General features: G+C 71.5%; 17 protein-coding genes. 13 read left to right on the top strand and 4 right to left on the bottom strand.

The annotated features are described in order from the left end of the window. Positions 1-159: 159 nt before the first annotated feature. A complete protein-coding gene (locus AB0P07_RS20095; protein WP_365552363.1) occupies positions 160-1128 on the top strand; it encodes an arabinan endo-1,5-alpha-L-arabinosidase in 969 nt (322 codons plus the stop codon). 27 nt (positions 1129-1155) lie between these two features. Here AB0P07_RS20095 and AB0P07_RS20090 read toward each other — a convergent pair whose 3' ends face one another. From AB0P07_RS20090 to AB0P07_RS20075, 4 genes are all read right to left on the bottom strand, one after another. Continuing rightward, positions 1156-2367 (bottom strand): helix-turn-helix domain-containing protein, encoded by a 1212-nt coding sequence (locus AB0P07_RS20090; protein ID WP_365552361.1) that lies wholly within the window; start codon positions 2365-2367, stop codon positions 1156-1158. Positions 2368-2551: 184 nt separating this feature from the next. Then, a complete protein-coding gene (locus AB0P07_RS20085; RefSeq protein ID WP_365552359.1) occupies positions 2552-3493 on the bottom strand; it encodes a hypothetical protein in 942 nt (313 codons plus the stop codon). 36 nt (positions 3494-3529) lie between these two features. Further along, complete coding sequence (locus AB0P07_RS20080) at positions 3530-5245, bottom strand: DUF6801 domain-containing protein (RefSeq protein ID WP_365552357.1); 1716 nt, start codon at positions 5243-5245, stop codon at positions 3530-3532. Positions 5246-5406: 161 nt separating this feature from the next. Further along, positions 5407-6039 (bottom strand): hypothetical protein, encoded by a 633-nt coding sequence (locus tag AB0P07_RS20075; protein WP_365552355.1) that lies wholly within the window; start codon positions 6037-6039, stop codon positions 5407-5409. A 653-nt stretch (positions 6040-6692) separates the two neighbouring features. Between AB0P07_RS20075 and AB0P07_RS20070 the strand changes: the two genes are divergently transcribed. The 12 genes from AB0P07_RS20070 to AB0P07_RS20015 are packed head-to-tail and all read left to right on the top strand — an operon-like array spanning position 6693 to position 17961. Further along, positions 6693-7703 (top strand): ATP-binding cassette domain-containing protein, encoded by a 1011-nt coding sequence (locus AB0P07_RS20070; protein WP_365552353.1) that lies wholly within the window; start codon positions 6693-6695, stop codon positions 7701-7703. Beyond that, positions 7700-8464, top strand: a complete 765-nt coding sequence (locus AB0P07_RS20065) for an ABC transporter permease (RefSeq protein ID WP_365552352.1) — start codon at positions 7700-7702, stop codon at positions 8462-8464. Before AB0P07_RS20070 ends, AB0P07_RS20065 begins: the two co-directional genes overlap by 4 nt. A 6-nt stretch (positions 8465-8470) precedes the next feature. Further along, positions 8471-9277 carry an ABC transporter permease gene (locus AB0P07_RS20060; RefSeq protein WP_365552350.1) on the top strand — a complete coding sequence of 269 codons (807 nt, stop codon included), beginning with the start codon at positions 8471-8473 and terminating at the stop codon, positions 9275-9277. A 1-nt stretch (position 9278) separates the two neighbouring features. Beyond that, complete coding sequence (locus tag AB0P07_RS20055; RefSeq protein ID WP_365552348.1) at positions 9279-10535, top strand: MCE family protein; 1257 nt, start codon at positions 9279-9281, stop codon at positions 10533-10535. Then, positions 10532-11596, top strand: a complete 1065-nt coding sequence (locus AB0P07_RS20050; protein ID WP_365552346.1) for an MlaD family protein — start codon at positions 10532-10534, stop codon at positions 11594-11596. The genes AB0P07_RS20055 and AB0P07_RS20050 overlap by 4 nt, the downstream gene beginning before the upstream one ends. Further along, entirely contained in the window at positions 11593-12648 is a 1056-nt protein-coding gene (locus AB0P07_RS20045) for an MCE family protein (protein WP_365552344.1), read from the top strand. The genes AB0P07_RS20050 and AB0P07_RS20045 overlap by 4 nt, the downstream gene beginning before the upstream one ends. Further along, positions 12645-13679 carry an MCE family protein gene (locus tag AB0P07_RS20040; RefSeq protein WP_365552342.1) on the top strand — a complete coding sequence of 345 codons (1035 nt, stop codon included), beginning with the start codon at positions 12645-12647 and terminating at the stop codon, positions 13677-13679. Before AB0P07_RS20045 ends, AB0P07_RS20040 begins: the two co-directional genes overlap by 4 nt. Beyond that, positions 13676-14833: an MCE family protein gene (locus tag AB0P07_RS20035; protein WP_365552340.1), complete on the top strand. Its 1158-nt coding sequence runs from the start codon at positions 13676-13678 to the stop codon at positions 14831-14833. The genes AB0P07_RS20040 and AB0P07_RS20035 overlap by 4 nt, the downstream gene beginning before the upstream one ends. Further along, positions 14830-16116: an MlaD family protein gene (locus AB0P07_RS20030; RefSeq protein WP_365552338.1), complete on the top strand. Its 1287-nt coding sequence runs from the start codon at positions 14830-14832 to the stop codon at positions 16114-16116. Before AB0P07_RS20035 ends, AB0P07_RS20030 begins: the two co-directional genes overlap by 4 nt. Then, complete coding sequence (locus tag AB0P07_RS20025) at positions 16113-16637, top strand: hypothetical protein (protein ID WP_365552336.1); 525 nt, start codon at positions 16113-16115, stop codon at positions 16635-16637. Before AB0P07_RS20030 ends, AB0P07_RS20025 begins: the two co-directional genes overlap by 4 nt. Continuing rightward, positions 16634-17386: a hypothetical protein gene (locus AB0P07_RS20020; protein WP_365552334.1), complete on the top strand. Its 753-nt coding sequence runs from the start codon at positions 16634-16636 to the stop codon at positions 17384-17386. The genes AB0P07_RS20025 and AB0P07_RS20020 overlap by 4 nt, the downstream gene beginning before the upstream one ends. A gap of 26 nt (positions 17387-17412) precedes the next feature. After that, positions 17413-17961: a nuclear transport factor 2 family protein gene (locus AB0P07_RS20015; protein ID WP_365552332.1), complete on the top strand. Its 549-nt coding sequence runs from the start codon at positions 17413-17415 to the stop codon at positions 17959-17961. Positions 17962-17977: the final 16 nt, after the last annotated feature.

Here is a 17977-nt window from a genome sequence, read left to right as displayed (position 1 = left end):
GTCGCCTTCGACATTCGGCGTTTTCCGGACATCGGCCGCCGCTGTCGCCCGGGGCATTGACGCGCAAGCGCTTCGATCCTAGGTTCCGTCACTGCGCAGCGTCCGACAATGCGACCAATGTTCGATATGTAGAACATGAGAAGTGGAACAGGAGCCCCCATGCGTCGCAGACGAGCCGCACTCCTCGCTCTCCCCACCGCCGCCCTGCTCGCCCTCGTCCCCTCCACGGCGTCGGCCTACCCCGACCCCGGCCGGGTCACAGGCTCCGTCGTCACCCACGACCCGACGATGATCCGCACCGCGTCCGGGCAGTACCGGCTCTACGCCACCGGCGGAGGCATCAGCAGCAAGTCGTCCTCGGACCGCACCGCCTTCGCCGCGGGCGCCGACGCCTTCGGCTCCCGGCCCGGCTGGTGGTCGCAGTACTCCGACGTCCCGGAGGCCTGGGCGCCGGACATCTCGTACCACGGCGGCAAGTACCTGATGTACTACTCCGTCTCGTCCTTCGGCTCCAACACCTCCGCCATCGGACTCGCGGGCTCCACCACCGGAGCGCCGGGCAGCTGGAGCGACTACGGCATCGTCTACACGTCGAACTCCGCCAGCGACTACAACGCCATCGACCCGAACCTCTTCGTCGACGACGACGGGAAGTGGTGGCTCTCCTTCGGCAGCTGGTGGACCGGCATCAAGATGATCCGCATCGACCCGGCCACCGGCAAGCAGCACGCCTCCGACACCGCCCGCCGCTCCCTGGCCTCCCGCCCCACGGGCACCAAGGCCGTCGAGGCGCCGTACGTGGTCAAGCGGAACGGGTACTACTACCTCTTCGCCTCGTACGACACCTGCTGCGCCGGCACCAGCTCCACCTACAAGGTCAAGGTCGGCCGGGCGACCAGCGTCACCGGGCCCTACCGGGACCGCGACGGCGTCTCGATGACGAACAACGGCGGGACGCCGGTCCTGGAGTCGCACGGCAGCGTCATCGGCCCAGGCGGACAGTCGATCATGAACGACGTGGACGGCGACCTGATCGTCTACCACTACTACGACGGCAACGACAACGGCACGCCCAAGCTCGGCATCAACCTGCTGGACTGGAGCAGCGGCTGGCCCGTGGCCTACTGACCCGGACGCATGCGCCGGCCCTGGGCATCACTCCGCGTCGTCGTGGCCGCGCAGGTGGAGCGAGCGCAGCGCCACCTCGATGGCGAAGCGGTGGTCGGGGTCGGCGAGGCGGTCGCCCAGGTGGGTGTCCAGCGTCCGCAGACGGTAACGGACGGTCTGCGCGTGGACGCCCAGCACCTCGCCGACCTGCTCCGCGGGCGCCCGGGTGGACACGTGGACGCGGAGGGTCTCGACCAGCCGGTCGCGCCGCCGGGCCGGCAAGGCGTCGAGCGGGGCCAGTTCACGGGCCGCGATCCGGTCGACGAGGGCGGGGTCGGACAGCAGCCACAGGGTCGTCAGGTGGTCCTCGCAGCGGATCAGCGGAGCGTCGGGGATGACATCGTCGTCAACGAGCTGCAGCACCCGGCGGGCCCAGCGGACGGAGTCGGCGGCCTGTGTGATCGGCACGGTCAGGCCCACGGCGGCGCGGGTGCCGGCCAGGGCGGTGGCGATCATGCCGAGGCGGGCGGGGGTGGCGTCCCCGGGCACGAGCAGGTGCGGCTGGGGGATGTCCAGGTCGGCGAGGACGTCCCGGTCGAGTCCCGCCTGGATGTGCTCCGGCGCCGGGGGCTGCAGGGCGACCAGGAAGCAGGTCCGGGGGAGTTCCCAGGCGGCGGCCCTGCACAGTTCGGAGACGGCGGTGCGGGGCAGCGGTGCGGCGGCCAGCAGGAAGTGGAGTAACTGTCTTCGTAACGCGGACTCCTCGGAGGCGGCCCGCTCCCGGACCTCCGCGTACCCCTCGCGGGTGATCGCCTCCAGTTCCTCGACGTAGGCGAAGAGGGCGTCGGCGAAGGCGAGGATCAGCGAGGGGGAGAGGCTGTACTGCCGGCCCAGGGTCTTGGCCCGGCGCAGCGCGATGCGGGCGCCGAGCCGGTAGGCGCCCTGCAGCACCTCCAGGTCACGGCCCTCGTAGGCCTCCACCCGGCCGAACCTGCGCAGCAGTTCGTCGCGCAGCTCCGAGCTGCTGGAGGGGTCGGCCACCCGGTCCACGAAGGCGGTCAGCGCCTGTTCGACGCCCTGGCGGATCGCGTCCCCGTCCGGGCCGTTGAGCAGCCTGCCGTAGACCGGGTAGCTGCGGGTGACCTCGGTGCGTATCTCGTTCAGCAGCCCCGGCAGCAGCGGTCGCATGAAGGCCGCGAACTTCTTGGGGAGGGGGTCGAGCGGTTCACCGAGCACCGAGGGACGCGCGATTGCGGGCATGAGTGATCCCTTGCCGTCGACATGTCCGGTGGGGCGGACCGGGCGGGCCCCGCCCCGGGCGGGCGGCGCCTGGACCGGCCCGCTGGGCGTTCACCGGTCTGGCAAAGCTGAAGGTAAATCAACTTTGTTGTGTTGTACATCTCTTGGGGAGGAATCGTGTCACGGTTGTGTGTGCCTTTGGCCGTTACTCGACGGCGGAGTGCCAGTTCTCGGCCAGGACCTTGCCGGCGTCGGGGACGACGGTCCCGGGCGCGTTGAGTCCGGTGAGGTGGGTCCGGGTGTCGTTGAGGGTGAGGCTGTTGTTCCCGGCGGCGGAGGGCAGCCCGGTCTTCGCGTTCACCGCGGCGTTGATCAGGCCCACGTTCAGGCCGCAGCCGGTGGCGCCGGGCACCGCGAAGGTGCCGTCGTTCTGGGTGGCGCCGGTCAGGTTGATCCGGCTCATCTCGCCGGCCGGGTCCTCGGTGCCGTCGCCCTGGAAGAAGGTCATGCCGAACTCGGGGAGGTTGCGGTTCTCCGGGCGCAGCACGATCGGGTTCGCGGCCGTCCCGATGTAGCAGTTGCCGCCGAGGAGCGGGTTCTCCAGGTGGATGCGGACCGGCAGGGCGACGATGGGCATGTCGGTGAGCACGCCCGCCGTCTGGTCGAAGGCGTAGGGCGTGCCGACCGACTCCATGGTCGCGGTGATCTTGTTGAGGCTGGAGTTCTCCAGCGACTCGCAGATGCCCGTGATGACGAAGATGTCGCTCGGGCACATCAGGCCGAGCAGTCCGCCGGGCACGGTGGCGGGCTCGGCGACCAGCGCGCCGGAGGCCGGGGCGACCACGGTGCTGGTGCCGTCCGCCTTCTGGACGACGCCCATCTGGAGGTTGGTCCGGCCGGTCGTCACAGTGGTCTTGCCCAGCTTGATGGTGCCGCTCGCCGAGGTGGACACCACGCACTGCGGGGTCTTCTCGAAGCCGTCGGCGTTCAGCATCGCGGGGGCGTCCACGGGGCAGCGGGTGAAGGGGGCCCACTCTCCGTTCAGCGCGGGGCCGGCGGCACTGGCCGTGCCCAGGGAGGCGAAGGCGCCGAGCGCGGTCAGCGCGGACACGGTGGCGAGCCGGGTGCGGGTGGTGATCGGGGGCATGGTGGTGGCCTTCCGGGGAGTCGGGGGCGGGGCGGGTCAGTGCTCGGCGACGGGGATCTCGTAGGGCTGGAGATCCTCGGTGCACTGGCCTTCGTTGGTCGGGCTCGGGAACACGGGGGCGGCGATCGCGCACGTCTGGCCCTGGACCTGCTTGATGAGGTTGCCGGGACCGGATACGGAGGCGGTGAGCAGGCGGTCGAGGTCCTCGCCGTCGGTGCCGCAGCCGGTGAAGGCGGGGATGGTCGCCTCGCCGGACAGCACGCCGCCGCTCAGGAGCAGATAGCCGGTGGCCGGCTGGCCGATGAGCAGCTCGCCCCGGCCGTACAGCACGAGGTGGTCACCGGGGAAGTTCGCGGGGTCCGGGTCCTCGGAGACGAGGGACGTCTCGGTCCGGCACTCGGAACCGACGTCCAGGGGTGTCCCGTTGACCTCCAGATCCAGCACGTGCAGGACCAGCGGGGCCCGGACATAGGTGTCCGTGGTCGTGGAGAAGTCGGTCATGCTCATCTTCATGCGGGAGTCGATCCGCATCGTGTCCGTCTGCTCCAGCACCATGGTGGCCTTCACCGGGGCGAAGTCGAAGGAGAGGAAGGCCGCTTCGAAGGGCGGCGTCCGCCTGCGTTCCTGGTAGTGGAAGTCCGCGTACGACACGGTGTCGAAGATCAGGTAGTTCGGGTCGGGCGGACCCGGCACGGGAACGCCCTGCTCGATCAGCACGCAGGACGGCGGGAGGTGGGCGGCGCCCTTCAACTTCTTCACGTTGGCGTAGCCGGTGACGTACGCGTTGAGCGACACGTCCGTGGGCGGATGCTGCTCGTCGTAGCGGCACGGCGGCACGTCGTCGCGGTCCGGGGCGGTGCCGGGGGTGTTCTCCAGCACCTCGGGCGACCGCTCGGACTGCCGCTCCCGCTGCCGGTCCCCCCGTCCGTCCGGCTGCCCGTCGTCCGGTGCCCCGGAGGTCCCGGCCGGTCCCGTCGGGGACGGCGAGCCGCTCGGTGACCCGGTGCCCGTGCCGACGGGCACGGTGGCCAGCAGCCCCTGGCCGGGAGCATTCTCGGCCAGGGTGCAGTCGACGGTCAGCGAGCCGGAGCCGGAGTCAGTGCCGGAGCCGGAGCCAGAGCCGGAGTCAGTGCCGGAGCCGGAGCCGGAGCCGGAGTCAGTGCCGGAGCCGGAGTCGGAGCCGGCCGGGGCTGTGCCGGTTCCGGTTCCGTCCGCCGCCGCGAGCGTCAGGTCGATGGCGAGGGAGCCCGCGGAGAACGTCAGGTCGCCGTCGCCCCGGCCGGCCACCGAGGGCACGTCTCCCCGCGCCACGAGCGTCAGCGGACCCGACTCGGGCAGCGCCACCGGCTCCGCGCCTCCCCGCCAGGTCGCCTTCGCCGTGGCCGCGTTCTGGGCCACGCCGACGTCGAGCCGGGTGGCCGCCCGCACCCCGGCCGCGCCGTGCCCGGCGAGGTCCGCGACCGCCTCCTCGGGGAGCTCCACGGTGGTGGTGACGGCGGACGGCGTGAACGCCTCGCCCACCTCGGCCCGCGCCGGGAACTCGGCCGCGACCCGCACCGTCGCGGGCAGCTGCCCCGAGGGGAGGGTGCAGACGTAGGGGAGTTCGGCCTCGACCTCCTGGGTGCCCGACGCCGAGGCGGTCGTCGGGACCAGGGCGGCGAGCACCACGAACGCGGCGATCGACGTGCTCCGGGCGCGGGCCCGGGTCCGGGTCCGGGACGGCCGCGGGGCGGCGGCTGGCTTGGGCTTCATGCGACTCCGCTCGGATGGCTCGGACGGGGGCCGGTCTTCTCGGGGTGCGGCATACGGCCCGTCTGTGTCGGGCGCGGCGCACGGCCGTCTGCCGGGCACGGCGTACGGCCCGCGAACGCCCGGCCGGGGTGCCGACCGGGCGGACCTGGCTGGTCGGCGGCCTACGGGTTGGAGCCGACGATGGTCGGGATGACGCTGCTGCCCGCGACCTTGACGGCGTAGTTGCCCTTGAAGGTGGGCTTGGTCGAGGTCGTGACGATCGCACCGCAGTTGACGGGGTTGGTGACCGCCAGTTCACCGGCGGTGCTGTTGATCGCCAGCACACCGGTGGAGTTGGTGTAAGTGCCCGACGCCTTGCCCGTCACCGTGAACCTGCAGGCGCCGGCGGTCACGTTGGCCTTGACGTTGCCGACGTAGCCCTTGGTGACACCGGTGGCGGCGTTGTAGTCCACCGCGACGACGTCCCACGGGGTGACCGACGTGGTGGTGACGTTGCCCAGCACGCTGGTGCACGGCGAGCCGGACGCACCGAAGTTCATGGTGGTGATGTCGGCGACGTCCCCGGGGTTGCCGGTGGTGCTCGCCATCGTCCCGGCGGCGTTCGAGACCGTGCACGTCATGGGGATGGTGGCGGTCAGCACGATGTTGCCGACGTTCGCCGCCTGGAAGTTGGCCGGCGAGGGGGTGACGGTCCACACCGTGGAGGGCGCCGCCGAGGACGGGGCGGCGGCGAGGCCCAGCGCCGACGCGGCCGCGCACGTCACGAGGGCTGACCTGCTGATGCTCTTCTTCATGGCTCGGGAGTCTCCTTGAGGGTCGACCTGCATTGAGCCGTGACGTTACTCGCGGGAAACATAGCCGAACAATGCGGCCGTCCATGATTCTTTGAAAAGCGGAACAACCTGTTTGCCGGGTGAGTGAATCGCGATTCCCCTTAGTCATCCGCTGCCAAGGCGGGGACGTTCGACCGATGATGCGCCATCTTCGCGGCGGACGCCCGGGGTGGGGTCGAAATCATCACCGGATGACAAGTTACCGAAGGGTTTCTGTGCCTTCCGTGACAGGTTCCGGATGGCCGAAGTCGGTATCCCGGAAAACTCCGATTCCGGTGTTGCCCGCCGAGGTTACCCGGCCGTAACGTGCCGGTGCGGTGCTCGGTTCCAGGTCGGTGGCCCCCGTCGGCCGGAGCCATGGCGGACGCGTTGTGGCCCACCTCCCGTGCGGCAGCGGGTCCGCCGGCGGGGTCCCGCGGGATCCACACCCCCCGGAACCGCGAGACCCTGCCCTGTCTCCCAGGAGACAAGTGCGGGGCGGGCAGGTTGTCTGCGCGGTGACAAGTTCCACCGGGGCGGCGGAGATCGGTGCCGCACCCGTTGTCAGTGCGCTCCGGGCCGACTTAACGTGCGGGCCCGCGGCGCGAATCCGATGGACGTCCGCTGGAGGTGATATGGGAATCGAAGTGGTGGTCGAGGGCCTGACCAAGTCCTTCGGTAAGCAGAGCATCTGGCGGGACGTGTCACTCACTCTTCCGGCCGGAGAGGTCAGCGTGATGCTGGGCCCGTCCGGAACCGGTAAGACCGTTTTCCTGAAGTCGCTCATAGGGCTGCTCAAACCCGAACAGGGCCGTGTCCTCATCAATGGGGTGGACATGGTGAACAGCCCGGAAAGGGACATCTACGAGACCCGGAAACTGTTCGGTCTCATGTTCCAGGACGGTGCCCTCTTCGGGTCCATGTCCCTTTTCGACAACATCGCCTTCCCGCTGCGCGAACACACCCGCAAGAGGGAGTCCGAGATCCGCCGCATCGTCATGGAGCGGATCGAGGTCGTCGGACTGCTGGGCGCGGAGGGGAAGCTGCCGGGAGAGATCAGCGGCGGCATGCGCAAACGGGCCGGGCTGGCCCGCGCGCTCGTCCTCGATCCGCAGATCATCCTGTGCGACGAACCGGACTCCGGGCTCGACCCGGTCCGCACCGCCTACATCTCCCAGCTGCTGATCGACCTCAACGCACAGCTCGACGCGACGATGCTGATCGTCACCCACAACCTCGACATCGCCGCCACCGTGCCCGACAACATGGGGATGCTCTTCCTGCGCCAACTCGTCACCTTCGGCCCGCGCGAGGTGCTGCTCACCAGCGACGAGCCGGTCGTGTCCCAGTTCCTGGGCGGCCGGCGCGAGGGTCCCATCGGGATGTCCGAGGAGAAGGACGCGGCCACCCTTGCCGCCGAGGCGGACACCGCCCCCGCGGCCCCCGTGGCGCCCCGGGTGATCGTGCCGCAGCTGGAGCCCTCGCCCGGCCTGCCGCCGCGCCGGGCCGTCGCCCGGCGACGCGAGCGTGTCATGGGCATGATTGAAACACTGCCGCCCGCCGCACGGTCCGCCATCCGGGAGACCTACGCGAAGAGCTCCGAGGCGGCCACCCTGCCGTTGCCCGCCGCCGGGAGCGGCGCGTGATCACCGGCGCGCTGCGGCAGACCGGGCGGCTCTTCGCGCTCGCGGCGGAGGTCACCCGGGCCGTCTTCCGAAGACCCTTCCAGTTCCGCGAGTTCGTCGAGCAGTTCTGGTTCGTCGCGAGCGTGACCATCCTGCCCGCCGCGCTCGTCTCGATCCCCTTCGGCGCCGTCATCGCCCTCCAGGTCGGCTCACTCACCGAGCAGTTGGGTGCCCAGTCCTTCACCGGCGGCGCCAGCGTCCTCGCCGTCGTCCAGCAGGCCAGCCCGCTCATCGTCGCGCTGCTCATCGCCGGCGCCGGCGGCTCCGCCATCTGCGCCGACCTCGGCTCCCGCAAGATCCGCGAGGAGCTGGACGCGATGGAGGTCATGGGCGTGTCGCCCGTGCAGCGACTGGTCGTGCCCCGGGTGCTGGCCGCGATGGGCGTCGCGGTCCTGCTCAACGGCCTGGTCTCCGTCGTCGGCATCCTCGGCGGCTACTTCTTCAACGTCATCATGCAGGGCGGCACCCCCGGCGCCTACCTCTCCAGCTTCTCCGCCCTCGCCCAGCTGCCCGACCTCTACGTCAGCGAACTCAAGGCGCTGGTCTTCGGGTTCGTCGCCGGCATCGTCGCCGCCTACCGGGGCCTCAACCCGCGCGGTGGCCCCAAGGGCGTCGGCGACGCCGTCAACCAGTCCGTCGTCATCACCTTCCTCCTGCTCTTCTTCGTCAACATGGTGATGACGGCCGTCTACCTCCAGATCGTCCCGCCGAAGGGAGGCTGAGGTCCGATGGCCTCCCCGCTCGTCTGGCTCGACCGCTCCGGCGACCAACTCCTCTTCTACGTCCGGGCCCTGCTGTGGGTCCCGCGGACCCTGCGCCGCTACCTCAAGGAGGTGCAGCGCCTGCTCGCCGAGGTGGCCTTCGGCTCCGGCGGGCTCGGCGTCATCGGCGGCACCGTCGGCGTGATGATCGCGATGACGCTCTTCACCGGGACCGTCGTCGGACTCCAGGGCTACGCGGCCCTCGACCAGATCGGCACCGCCGCGTTCACCGGATTCGTCTCCGCCTACTTCAACACCCGCGAGATCGCCCCCCTGGTCGCCGGACTCGCCCTCTCCGCGACCGTCGGGGCCGGCTTCACCGCCCAGCTCGGCGCCATGCGCATCAACGAGGAGGTCGACGCCCTCGAAGGCATGGGCATCCGCTCGATGCCCTACCTGGTCACCACCCGCATCATCGCCGGCGTCGTCGCCATCGTCCCGCTCTACGCCATCGGGCTGCTCTCCTCCTACCTCGCCTCCCGCTATGTGACCGTCCTGTTCAACGGCCAGTCCCGGGGGACCTACGACCACTACTTCAACCTCTTCCTCTCCCCGACGGACGTGCTGCTCTCCGTTCTGAAGGTGCTGATCTTCAGCGTGATGGTGATCGTCGCCCACTGCTACTACGGCTACCGCGCCTCCGGCGGCCCGGCCGGCGTCGGCGTGGCCGTCGGCCGGTCGGTGCGCAACGCCATCGTGCTGATCAGCGTCACCGACTTCTTCCTGTCGCTGGCCCTGTGGGGCGCGACCACGACCGTGAAGGTGGCGGGGTGAGATGAGCCGACCGAGAGGACACACGCTGCGCCGCCGGCTCGCCGGAGTGGTGTTCGTGCTGGTGCCCGTCCTGCTGATCTGGCTGGCCGTCGCCGTCTACGACAAGAAGTTCACCGACTCCGACCCGGTGGTCGTCGAGACCGGCAGCGCCGGCAACCAGATGCACCCCGGCGCCGAGGTGAAACTGCGGGGCGTCGTCGTCGGCGAGGTCCGCGCCATCGACGCCACCGGCGACGGTGCCCGGCTCACCCTCGCCATGAAGCCCGGCGCGCTGGACGACGTACCGTCCGACGTCCGCGCGCAGATGCTGCCCACCACCCTGTTCGGCGAGCGGTTCGTGGCCCTCGTACCGCCGGCGAACCCCTCGCCCGAGCCGCTCGCCGCCGGGGCCGTCGTCCCCCAGGACCGGTCCGCGAACGCCATCGAACTCCAGCAGGTCCTCGACGACGTCCTGCCGATGCTCACCGCCGTCCAGCCGCAGAAGCTCTCCGCCACCCTGTCCGCCGTCTCGCAGGCCCTCGAAGGACGCGGAGAACGGCTCGGCGAGACGCTGAACCTGCTGGACGAGCACCTGGCGGAGTTCAACCCCAACCTGCCCGCCCTCAACCGTGACCTCAGGGAACTCGTGAAGGTCAGCCACGTCTACGCGGACGCCGCGCCCGACATCCTCACGGCGCTCACCGACTTCACCACCACCAGCGGCACCCTCGCCGAGCAGGAGAGCGAACTCGCCGCCACCCTCGGCGCCACCACCCGCACGGCCGAGGACGTGACCGCCTTCCTGCGCAAGAACAGGGACACCATCATCCGGCTCGGCGACACCAGCCGCCCCACCCTGGAACTGCTCGCCGAGTACTCCTCCGCCTTCCCCTGCACCCTGCGCACCCTCGCCGACTTCGTGCCGGCCATGGACAAGGCGCTCGGCAAGGGCACCGACCGGCCCGGCATCCACGTCGACGTCACCAGCGTCGCCTCCCGCGGCGCCTACCGGCCCGGCCGCGACACCCCGGCCTACGACGCCGGCGGCGGACCCCGCTGCCCCAGCGTGCCCTACCTCGGCACCCTGCCCCGGCCCACCGCCCAGGCCGCCACCCCGGCGGCCGAGCAGGACCTCGGGCCCGCCAACTCCCCGCAGGAGAACGACCTCGTCAACGAACTGATCGCCCCGGCCGCCGGCGAGAGCCCCGGCGACCTGCCCGACTGGAGCAGCCTGCTCGTCGGCCCCGTCTACCGCGGTACGGAGGTGACCCTGCGATGACCGGAGCCGACCACGCGCACACCCGGCGCCGCCCGCTGACCGGACCGCTGCTCAAGTCCCTCGTCTTCGTCGTGGTCACCGCCCTCGCGACCACCGTCCTCGGCCTGAGCGTGGCCGGCACCGGGGTCGACTCCGGCACCGGCGCCAGGACCTACAAGGCCCTGTTCACCGACGTCACCGGGCTCATGGACGGCGACAGCGTGCGGATCTCCGGAGTGACGGTCGGCGAGGTCACCGACGTACGCGTCGTCCACCGGCGCACCGCCCAGGTCACCTTCACCGTCCGCGACGACCGCAGGCTGCCCCGCTCCACCACCGCCGCCGTGAAGTACCTCAACATGGTCGGCCAGCGCTACATCTCCCTCGGCCGCGGCAGCGGCGACCTCACCGGCACCCTCCCCGAGGGCGGCACCGTCCCGCTGGACCGCACCGCGCCCGCGCTCGACCTGACCCTGCTCTTCAACGGCTTCAAGCCGCTGTTCGAGGGGCTGTCCCCGAAGGACGTCAACGAACTCGCCGGCTCGATCGTGCAGGTGCTCCAGGGCGAGGGCGCCACCGTCGACAGCCTGATCCGCCACATCGGCTCGCTCGGCACGACCGTCGCCGCCAAGGACAAGGTGATCGGCCAGGTCGTCGAGAACCTCAGCACCGTCCTGGACACCCTCAACGACCGCGAGGACGGCTTCGACGACCTCGTCGTCACCCTCCGGAAGCTCGTCAGCGGCTTCAACCAGGACCGCAAACCCCTCGGCGAGGCCGTCGCCGCCATGGGCGACCTGACCACCGTCACGGCCGGCCTGCTGGAGGACGGACGCGCACCCCTCAAGAAGGACATCCGTGAACTGGGCCGGCTCTCCACCACCCTCGGCGAGCACACCCCGCAGATCGAGGACTTCCTCGAGAAGAGCCCCGCCAAGCTGACCGCCCTGACCCGACTGTCCTCCTACGGCTCGTGGTTCAACCTCTACCTCTGCGAGGCGCACGTGAGCGGAGTGACCACCTCCGACGGCTCGAAGCCGCCGACCGGCATCGCGGTCACCGAATCGAGGTGCCGCGGATGACGGGCCCCCGCAGCAGGCCGCGCCTCAAGCCGGTCAAGGAACGCAACCCCGTCGCCGTCGGCGTCGCCGGGCTGCTCGTCCTCACTCTGATCGCCCTCCTCGCCTACAACGCCGACCGGCTGCCCTTCGGCGGCGGCACCACCTACAGCGCCGACTTCTCCGAGGCGGCCGGCCTGGCCGAGGGCGACGAGGTGCGCATCGCCGGAGTCAAGGTCGGACAGGTCACCGGCGTCGCGCTGGACGGTGCCAAGGTCAAGGTCAGCTTCGAGGTCGAGGACGCCTGGCTCGGCGACCGCACGACCGCCGCCATCGCCATCAAGACCGTCCTGGGCGACAAGTACCTGGCACTCGACCCGCTCGGCTCCGGCCGCCAGGCCCCCGGCGCCCGTATCCCGCTCGCCCGCACCACGTCCCCCTACGACGTGACCCAGGCCTTCCAGGACCTCAGCGGCACCGTCGACGCCATCGACACCGGGAAACTCGCGGAGAGCTTCGAGACCATCTCCGACACCTTCAAGGACTCACCGCCGCACGTGCGCAAGGCCGCCACCGGACTGTCCGACCTGTCGAAGTCGATCTCGAAGCGCGACGCGAAGCTGTCCGAACTCCTCAAGGGCAGCGCCAGGTTCACCAAGACACTGGAGAACAAGAAGTCCAGCTTCGAGACCCTCATCGAGGACGGCGGCCCGCTGCTCGGCGAACTCCGCGACCGCCGCGCCGCCATCAGCGCCCTGCTCAAGGGCAGCCAGGACCTCGGCACCGAACTCGGCGGCCTCGTCAAGGACAACGAGAAGCAGCTCGGTCCCACCCTCAAGGCGCTCGGCCGCGTCACCACCGTGCTGGAGAGGAACAACACCCGGCTCGGCGAGACCCTCGCCCTGGTCGGCCCGTACTACCGGCTGGTCGGCAACACCCTCGGCAACGGCCGCTGGTTCGACAGCTACCTGTGCGGCGTCGTGCCCCGCTCCTACCTGCCCGAGACCTCCCGGCCCGAGACCGGATGCCTGCCGCCGAAACAGCCGGCGGCCGCCCAGGGGGGCGGTGCGCGATGACCCGACGCCGAAAGATCCTCACCGGAGTGCTCGCCCTCGTGGTACTCGCCGCCGGCGGCCTGGCCGCCGGCCGGGCCCTCGAAGCCGACGGCACCCGCGTCACCGCCTACTTCGACCGCGCCATCGGCGTCTACGCCGGGTCCGACCTGCGCATCCTCGGCGTGCGGGTCGGCGAGGTGGAGTCGGTGGACCCCGAGGGCACCAGGGTCCGCGTCGGCCTCCGCCTGGACGACGGGATCAAAGTCCCCGAGGACGCGCGGGCCGTGGTCGTCGCGCCGAGCATCGTCGCCGACCGCTACGTGCAGCTCACCCCCGCCTACCGCAAGGGCCCCGCCCTCGCCGACGGCGCCGTCCTGCCCGCCTCCCGCAACCACGTCCCCGTCGAGATCGACCAGATCTACGACTCCATCACCGAACTCGGCGACGCCCTCGGCCCGGACGGCGCCAACGCCGACGGCGCCCTGTCGGAACTGCTGAAGACCGGCGCCGACAACCTCGACGGCAACGGCGAGGCCATCGGCGACGGCGTGGCGGAGTTCGGCAAGGCCGCCAAGACCCTCGACGGCAGCAGCGGCGACCTGTTCAAGACGCTCAGCAGCCTGCAGACCTTCACCACCATGCTCAAGGACAAGGACACCGACGTGCGCACCGCGCAGGAGCGCCTGGACGAGGTCGTCGGCTTCTTCGCCGACAACAAGGACGATCTCACCGGCGCCCTGGAGGAACTCGGCACGGCCCTCGGCCAGGTCAAGACCTTCATCGAGGACAACCGCGGCGAACTGAAGAAGAACGTCGACCGGCTCGTCCCCCTCACCCGCACCCTGGTCGAGCAACGCGCCTCGCTGGCCGAGGCGCTGGACGTGGCACCGCTGGCCGCCGACAACGTCGTGAACGCCTACAACCCCGACACCCGCACCCTCGACGGCCGCGCCAACCTCAACGAGATCAGCAGCGGCGGACCGCTGCTCCCGCTGCCCGTGGCCGGTGCGACCGCCGACGCGACAGCCCAGGAGAAGGGGGACGGCCGATGAAGCGCGCGACGCTCCCCGGCGGCCGGGCGGCCGGGCTCACCGCGGGCGGACTGATCGCCCTCGGTCTCGCCCTCGCCCTCACCCTCGGCGGGGTCCCGGCCGGGATGCCGGGCTTCGACGGCATCGAGGACCTGCCGCTGCCCGGCGGCGCCGACCTCGGCGACCACCCCTACACCGTGACCGCGGAACTCCAGGACGTACTGAGCCTGGTCCCGCACGCCGCCGTACGGGTCAACGACGTCGCCGTCGGCCGGATCACGGGCATCGAACTCGGCGAGGACGACTGGTCGGCCCGCGTCACCATGGAGATCGACGGCGACGTACGGCTCCCCGCCGACGCCACCGCCCGGCTCGAACAGTCCAGCCTGCTCGGCGAGAAGTACGTCCAGCTCGTCGCCCCGGCCAAGGAGACCGGAACCGGCCGGCTGACCGACGGCAGCGTCATCCCGCTGGCCCGCACCAGCCGCAACACCGAGGTCGAGGAGGTGTTCGGCGCGCTGTCCCTGCTCCTCAACGGCGGCGGCGTGGGCCAGCTCAAGACCATCACCCGGGAGCTCAACGCGGCACTCGGCGGCCGCGAACCCGAGGTCCGCTCCCTGCTGAAGCGGGTCGACACCCTGGTGGGCGACCTCGACGACCACCGCGACGACATCACCGACGCCCTCGACGCGGTCAACCGGCTCTCCTCGACCCTCGCCCACCGCAAGGAGGACGTCGGCACCGTCCTCACCGACCTCTCGCCCGGACTGAAGACGCTGGAGAAGCAGCGCGGCTCCCTGCTGACCATGCTGCGCTCCCTCGACACGCTCTCCGGCGTCGCCGTCTCCACCATCAACGCGAGCAAGGACGACATGATCGCCGACCTCAAGGCCGTCGCCCCGACGCTGAAGGCGCTCGCCGACGCGGGCACGGACCTGCCCGACTCCCTCCAGGTGCTGCTGACGTACCCGTTCACCGACGAGGTGCTGCGCGGGGTGAAGGGCGACTACCTCAACACCTACCTGAGCATGGTCGCCGCACCGGGGACCGAGGTGATCCCGCCGCTCGAGTCCGAGGACATGCCGTCCCCGGCCCCGTCGAGCGACCCCGCCTCGCCCCTGTCGCTGCCCTCCGTGTCCGGTACCGGGACCGGCTCCGGAGGTGAGCGATCGTGATCACCCTGGCCGTACGGCTGAAGAACCTCGCCTTCCTCCTCATCGCCGTCCTCGCCCTCGCCTTCCTCGGCATCCGCTACGCCGACCTCGGCCGGTACGCGGGCGTCGCCGACTACTACACCGTGGACGTTCAACTGCCGCGCACAGGCGGCTTGTTCACTCACTCGGACGTCACCTACCGGGGCGTCTCGGTGGGGCGGGTCGGCCCGATCGACCTCACCGGCGAAGGCGTCGTCGCCGAACTCCGCATCAAGAAGTCCGCGCCCCGCATCCCCGCCGACACCAAGGCCGTGGTCGCTGGGCTCTCCGCCGTCGGCGAGCAGTACATCGACCTGCGGCCCGAGAGCGACGGTTCCCCCTACCTCGCCGACGGCACCCGCATCGAAGAGGCCGACACCGAGGTGCCCGCGCCCGTCACCGACGTCCTCACCAGCGTCGACGACCTGGCCGGCTCCGTCCCGCTGGAGGATCTGCGCACCGTCGTCGACGAGTTCGGCAAGGCCTTCGAGGGGCACGGCGACGACCTCCAAGTGCTGCTCGACAGCGGCAGCGACTTCGTCGAGGCCGCCGACCGCGCCCTGCCCTCCACCACCCGGCTCATCAACGACGGCGAGACCGTCCTGCGCACCCAGGCCCAGGAGGCGCGGGCCATCCGCGACTTCGCCGTCGGCGCCAAGGACCTGGCCGCCGCCCTCAAGGGCTCCGACGCCGACCTGCGCCACCTCCTCGCGGTCACCCCCGCGGCCGCCACCCAGGTCAGCGGCCTGCTGCGGGACCTCGACCCGAGCCTCGGCGTGGTCCTCGCCAACCTCCTCACCACCTCCGAGGTCGCCGTCACCCGGCAGCGCGGCATCGAGGAACTCCTGGTGAAGTACCCGGCGGCCGTCTCCGCCGGCGCCACCGCCGTCGACGGGGGCAGACTCAACCTCGGCCTGGCCGTCACCTTCTTCAGCCCCCTGCCCTGCACCGAGGGATACGGCGCCACGCGCTACCGCAACGGCCTCGACCTCGGTACGGCTCCCGCCCTCAACACCGATGCCGCCTGCACCGCACCGGCCTCCAGCGGCAAGAACGTGCGCGGCTCGGCCAACGCCCCGAAGGGCGGCGCGGTGCCCGACCCGGCCGAACCCGGTTCCCTGCCCTCGGGCAGCGCCGGTACGCCCGCGAAGGGCGACGCCTCCCCGGCACTCCCCGGCGCACTGGCCCTGCCCGGACAGAGCGGCGAGGCACCGGCCGGCCTCACCGGTCTCCTCGCCCCGGCCGGCACCGGGAGCGCCCGATGAGGCGGGCGCGGATCCTCACCGGGACGGGGCTCGCACTGGCCCTCGCCTTCTGCGGCACCGGCGCGTGGACGTACACGCAGGCCCGCACCGACGACGCGCTCGCCTACGGCCGGGAGCGGGACGAGGCGCTCGCCGACGGGCGCGAGGGCATCGCCGTACTCACCACGCTCGACGCCGCCACCCGGCAGAGCGCGCAGCGGAGCATCCGGGACTGGCGCGCCGTCTCCACCGGCCCGCTGCGCGAGGAGCTGGGCGACACCGAGGCCGGGGCGGGGAGTTCGGCACGGGGCACCGTCACCGAGGCCGCCCTCACCGCGCTCGACACGCGCTCCGGCACGGCCAAGCTCATCGCCACCGTCCGCGTCGAGGTCACGCCCGCCGGGACCGCCGGGGCGAAGAAGCCGGCCACCGACCGCAAGCGCCTGGAAGCGGTCCTGGCCCGCACGGGCGAAGGGGAGTGGAAGGTGAGGGCGCTGAGCGCGGTGCCGGTCGCGCAGGAGAAGGGCGGCGAGGAGCGATGACACCGACGTGGTCGCTGCGCAGGAGCGCTGCCGGGCAGGCATCCGGCACGGTGGACGAGCAGGCGCCGGAAACCGAGCCGGATGCCGCGGACGCGCCCGCCGAGCCGGACACCGCCGAGCCGACGCCCGCCGAGCCGACGCCCGCCGAGCCGACGCCCGCCGAGCCGACGCCCGTCGAGTCGGACGCCTCCGGCCCCGAGGCATCCGACCCCGAAGCCCCTACTCCCCGTCCGCCGAAGGGGCGCCTGCGGAAGGCGGCCCTGGCCGGGACCGCTGCCGTTCTCGTCCTCGGCGGCTGCGGATTCTTCCACGCGGCCCACCAGTTGAGGTCCGAGGCGCCCGCCCGGAACCAGGCGCTCACTGACACCGAGGCCACCACCCGCGTCGCGGGCGACGTCGGCAACGCCCTCGCCCGGGTCTTCTCCTACACCCCGGACGGCACCGCGGCCGCCGAACGCTCCGCGAGCACCGTCCTCGACGGCCGCGCCGCCCGCCAGTACGAGACCCTCTTCGCCCAGGTCCGCGACGACCTCACCGACCAGCGCGTCACCCTCAGCACCCGCGCCGTCCGCACCGGAGTGATCGAACTCGACGGTGGCAGGGCCCGCCTGCTGGTCTTCCTCGACCAGACCTCCCACATAGGCAAAGGCAAGGGCGACGCCGAGGCCACCACCGCGGCGGCCCAACTCACCGTCACGGCACGGCTCGAGGGCGACCAGTGGCGCATCGTCGACATCAAGGCCCGCTGACCATGCGCGGGAGACTGGAGCACCCCATGCAACGCGCGGTCCGCCCCGTGGGCGCCGGCCGGTCCCGGCCCCTCCTGACCCTGGCCCTCGTCCTCACGCTCGTGGCGGGCGGCTTCGCCGCCTGGGCCGGTCAGGACTGGTACCGGGCGGCCCACGACGACCGGGCCGGCTACGCCGCCCAGCGCGACGCGGCACTCTCCGCCGGGGAACAGGCCGTGCAGAACCTGAACACCCTCGACCACCGCGAGCTCAAGGAGGGCCTCGACCTGTGGGAGTCGTCGACGACCGGCGAGCTGCACGAGCAACTCGCTTCTGGCCGCGACGAGTTCGCGGCACAGGTGAAGGAGGCGAAGACGGTGAGCACGGCCCGGGTGCTGTCCGGCGCCGTCACCGAACTCGACGACCGCGCCGGACGGGCCCGGGTGCTGGTCGCCCTGCGCGTCACCGTCGAGGCGGCCGACGGGGCGAAGACCGACAAGGACAGCCGCATGCTCGGCGAACTCACCCGGACCGACGGCCGGTGGAAGCTGAGCGCCCTGGGTCAGGCACCCGTGGGCGGCACATCGACCGGCTGACCCGGTCCCGCACCGA

The sequence above is a fragment of the Streptomyces sp. NPDC085944 genome, from assembly GCF_040686295.1.
Taxonomy (GTDB): Bacteria; Actinomycetota; Actinomycetes; order Streptomycetales; family Streptomycetaceae; genus Streptomyces; species Streptomyces salinarius.
Note: the sequence above shows the minus strand (reverse complement) of the source record. Positions and strands in the feature narration are given on the sequence as shown.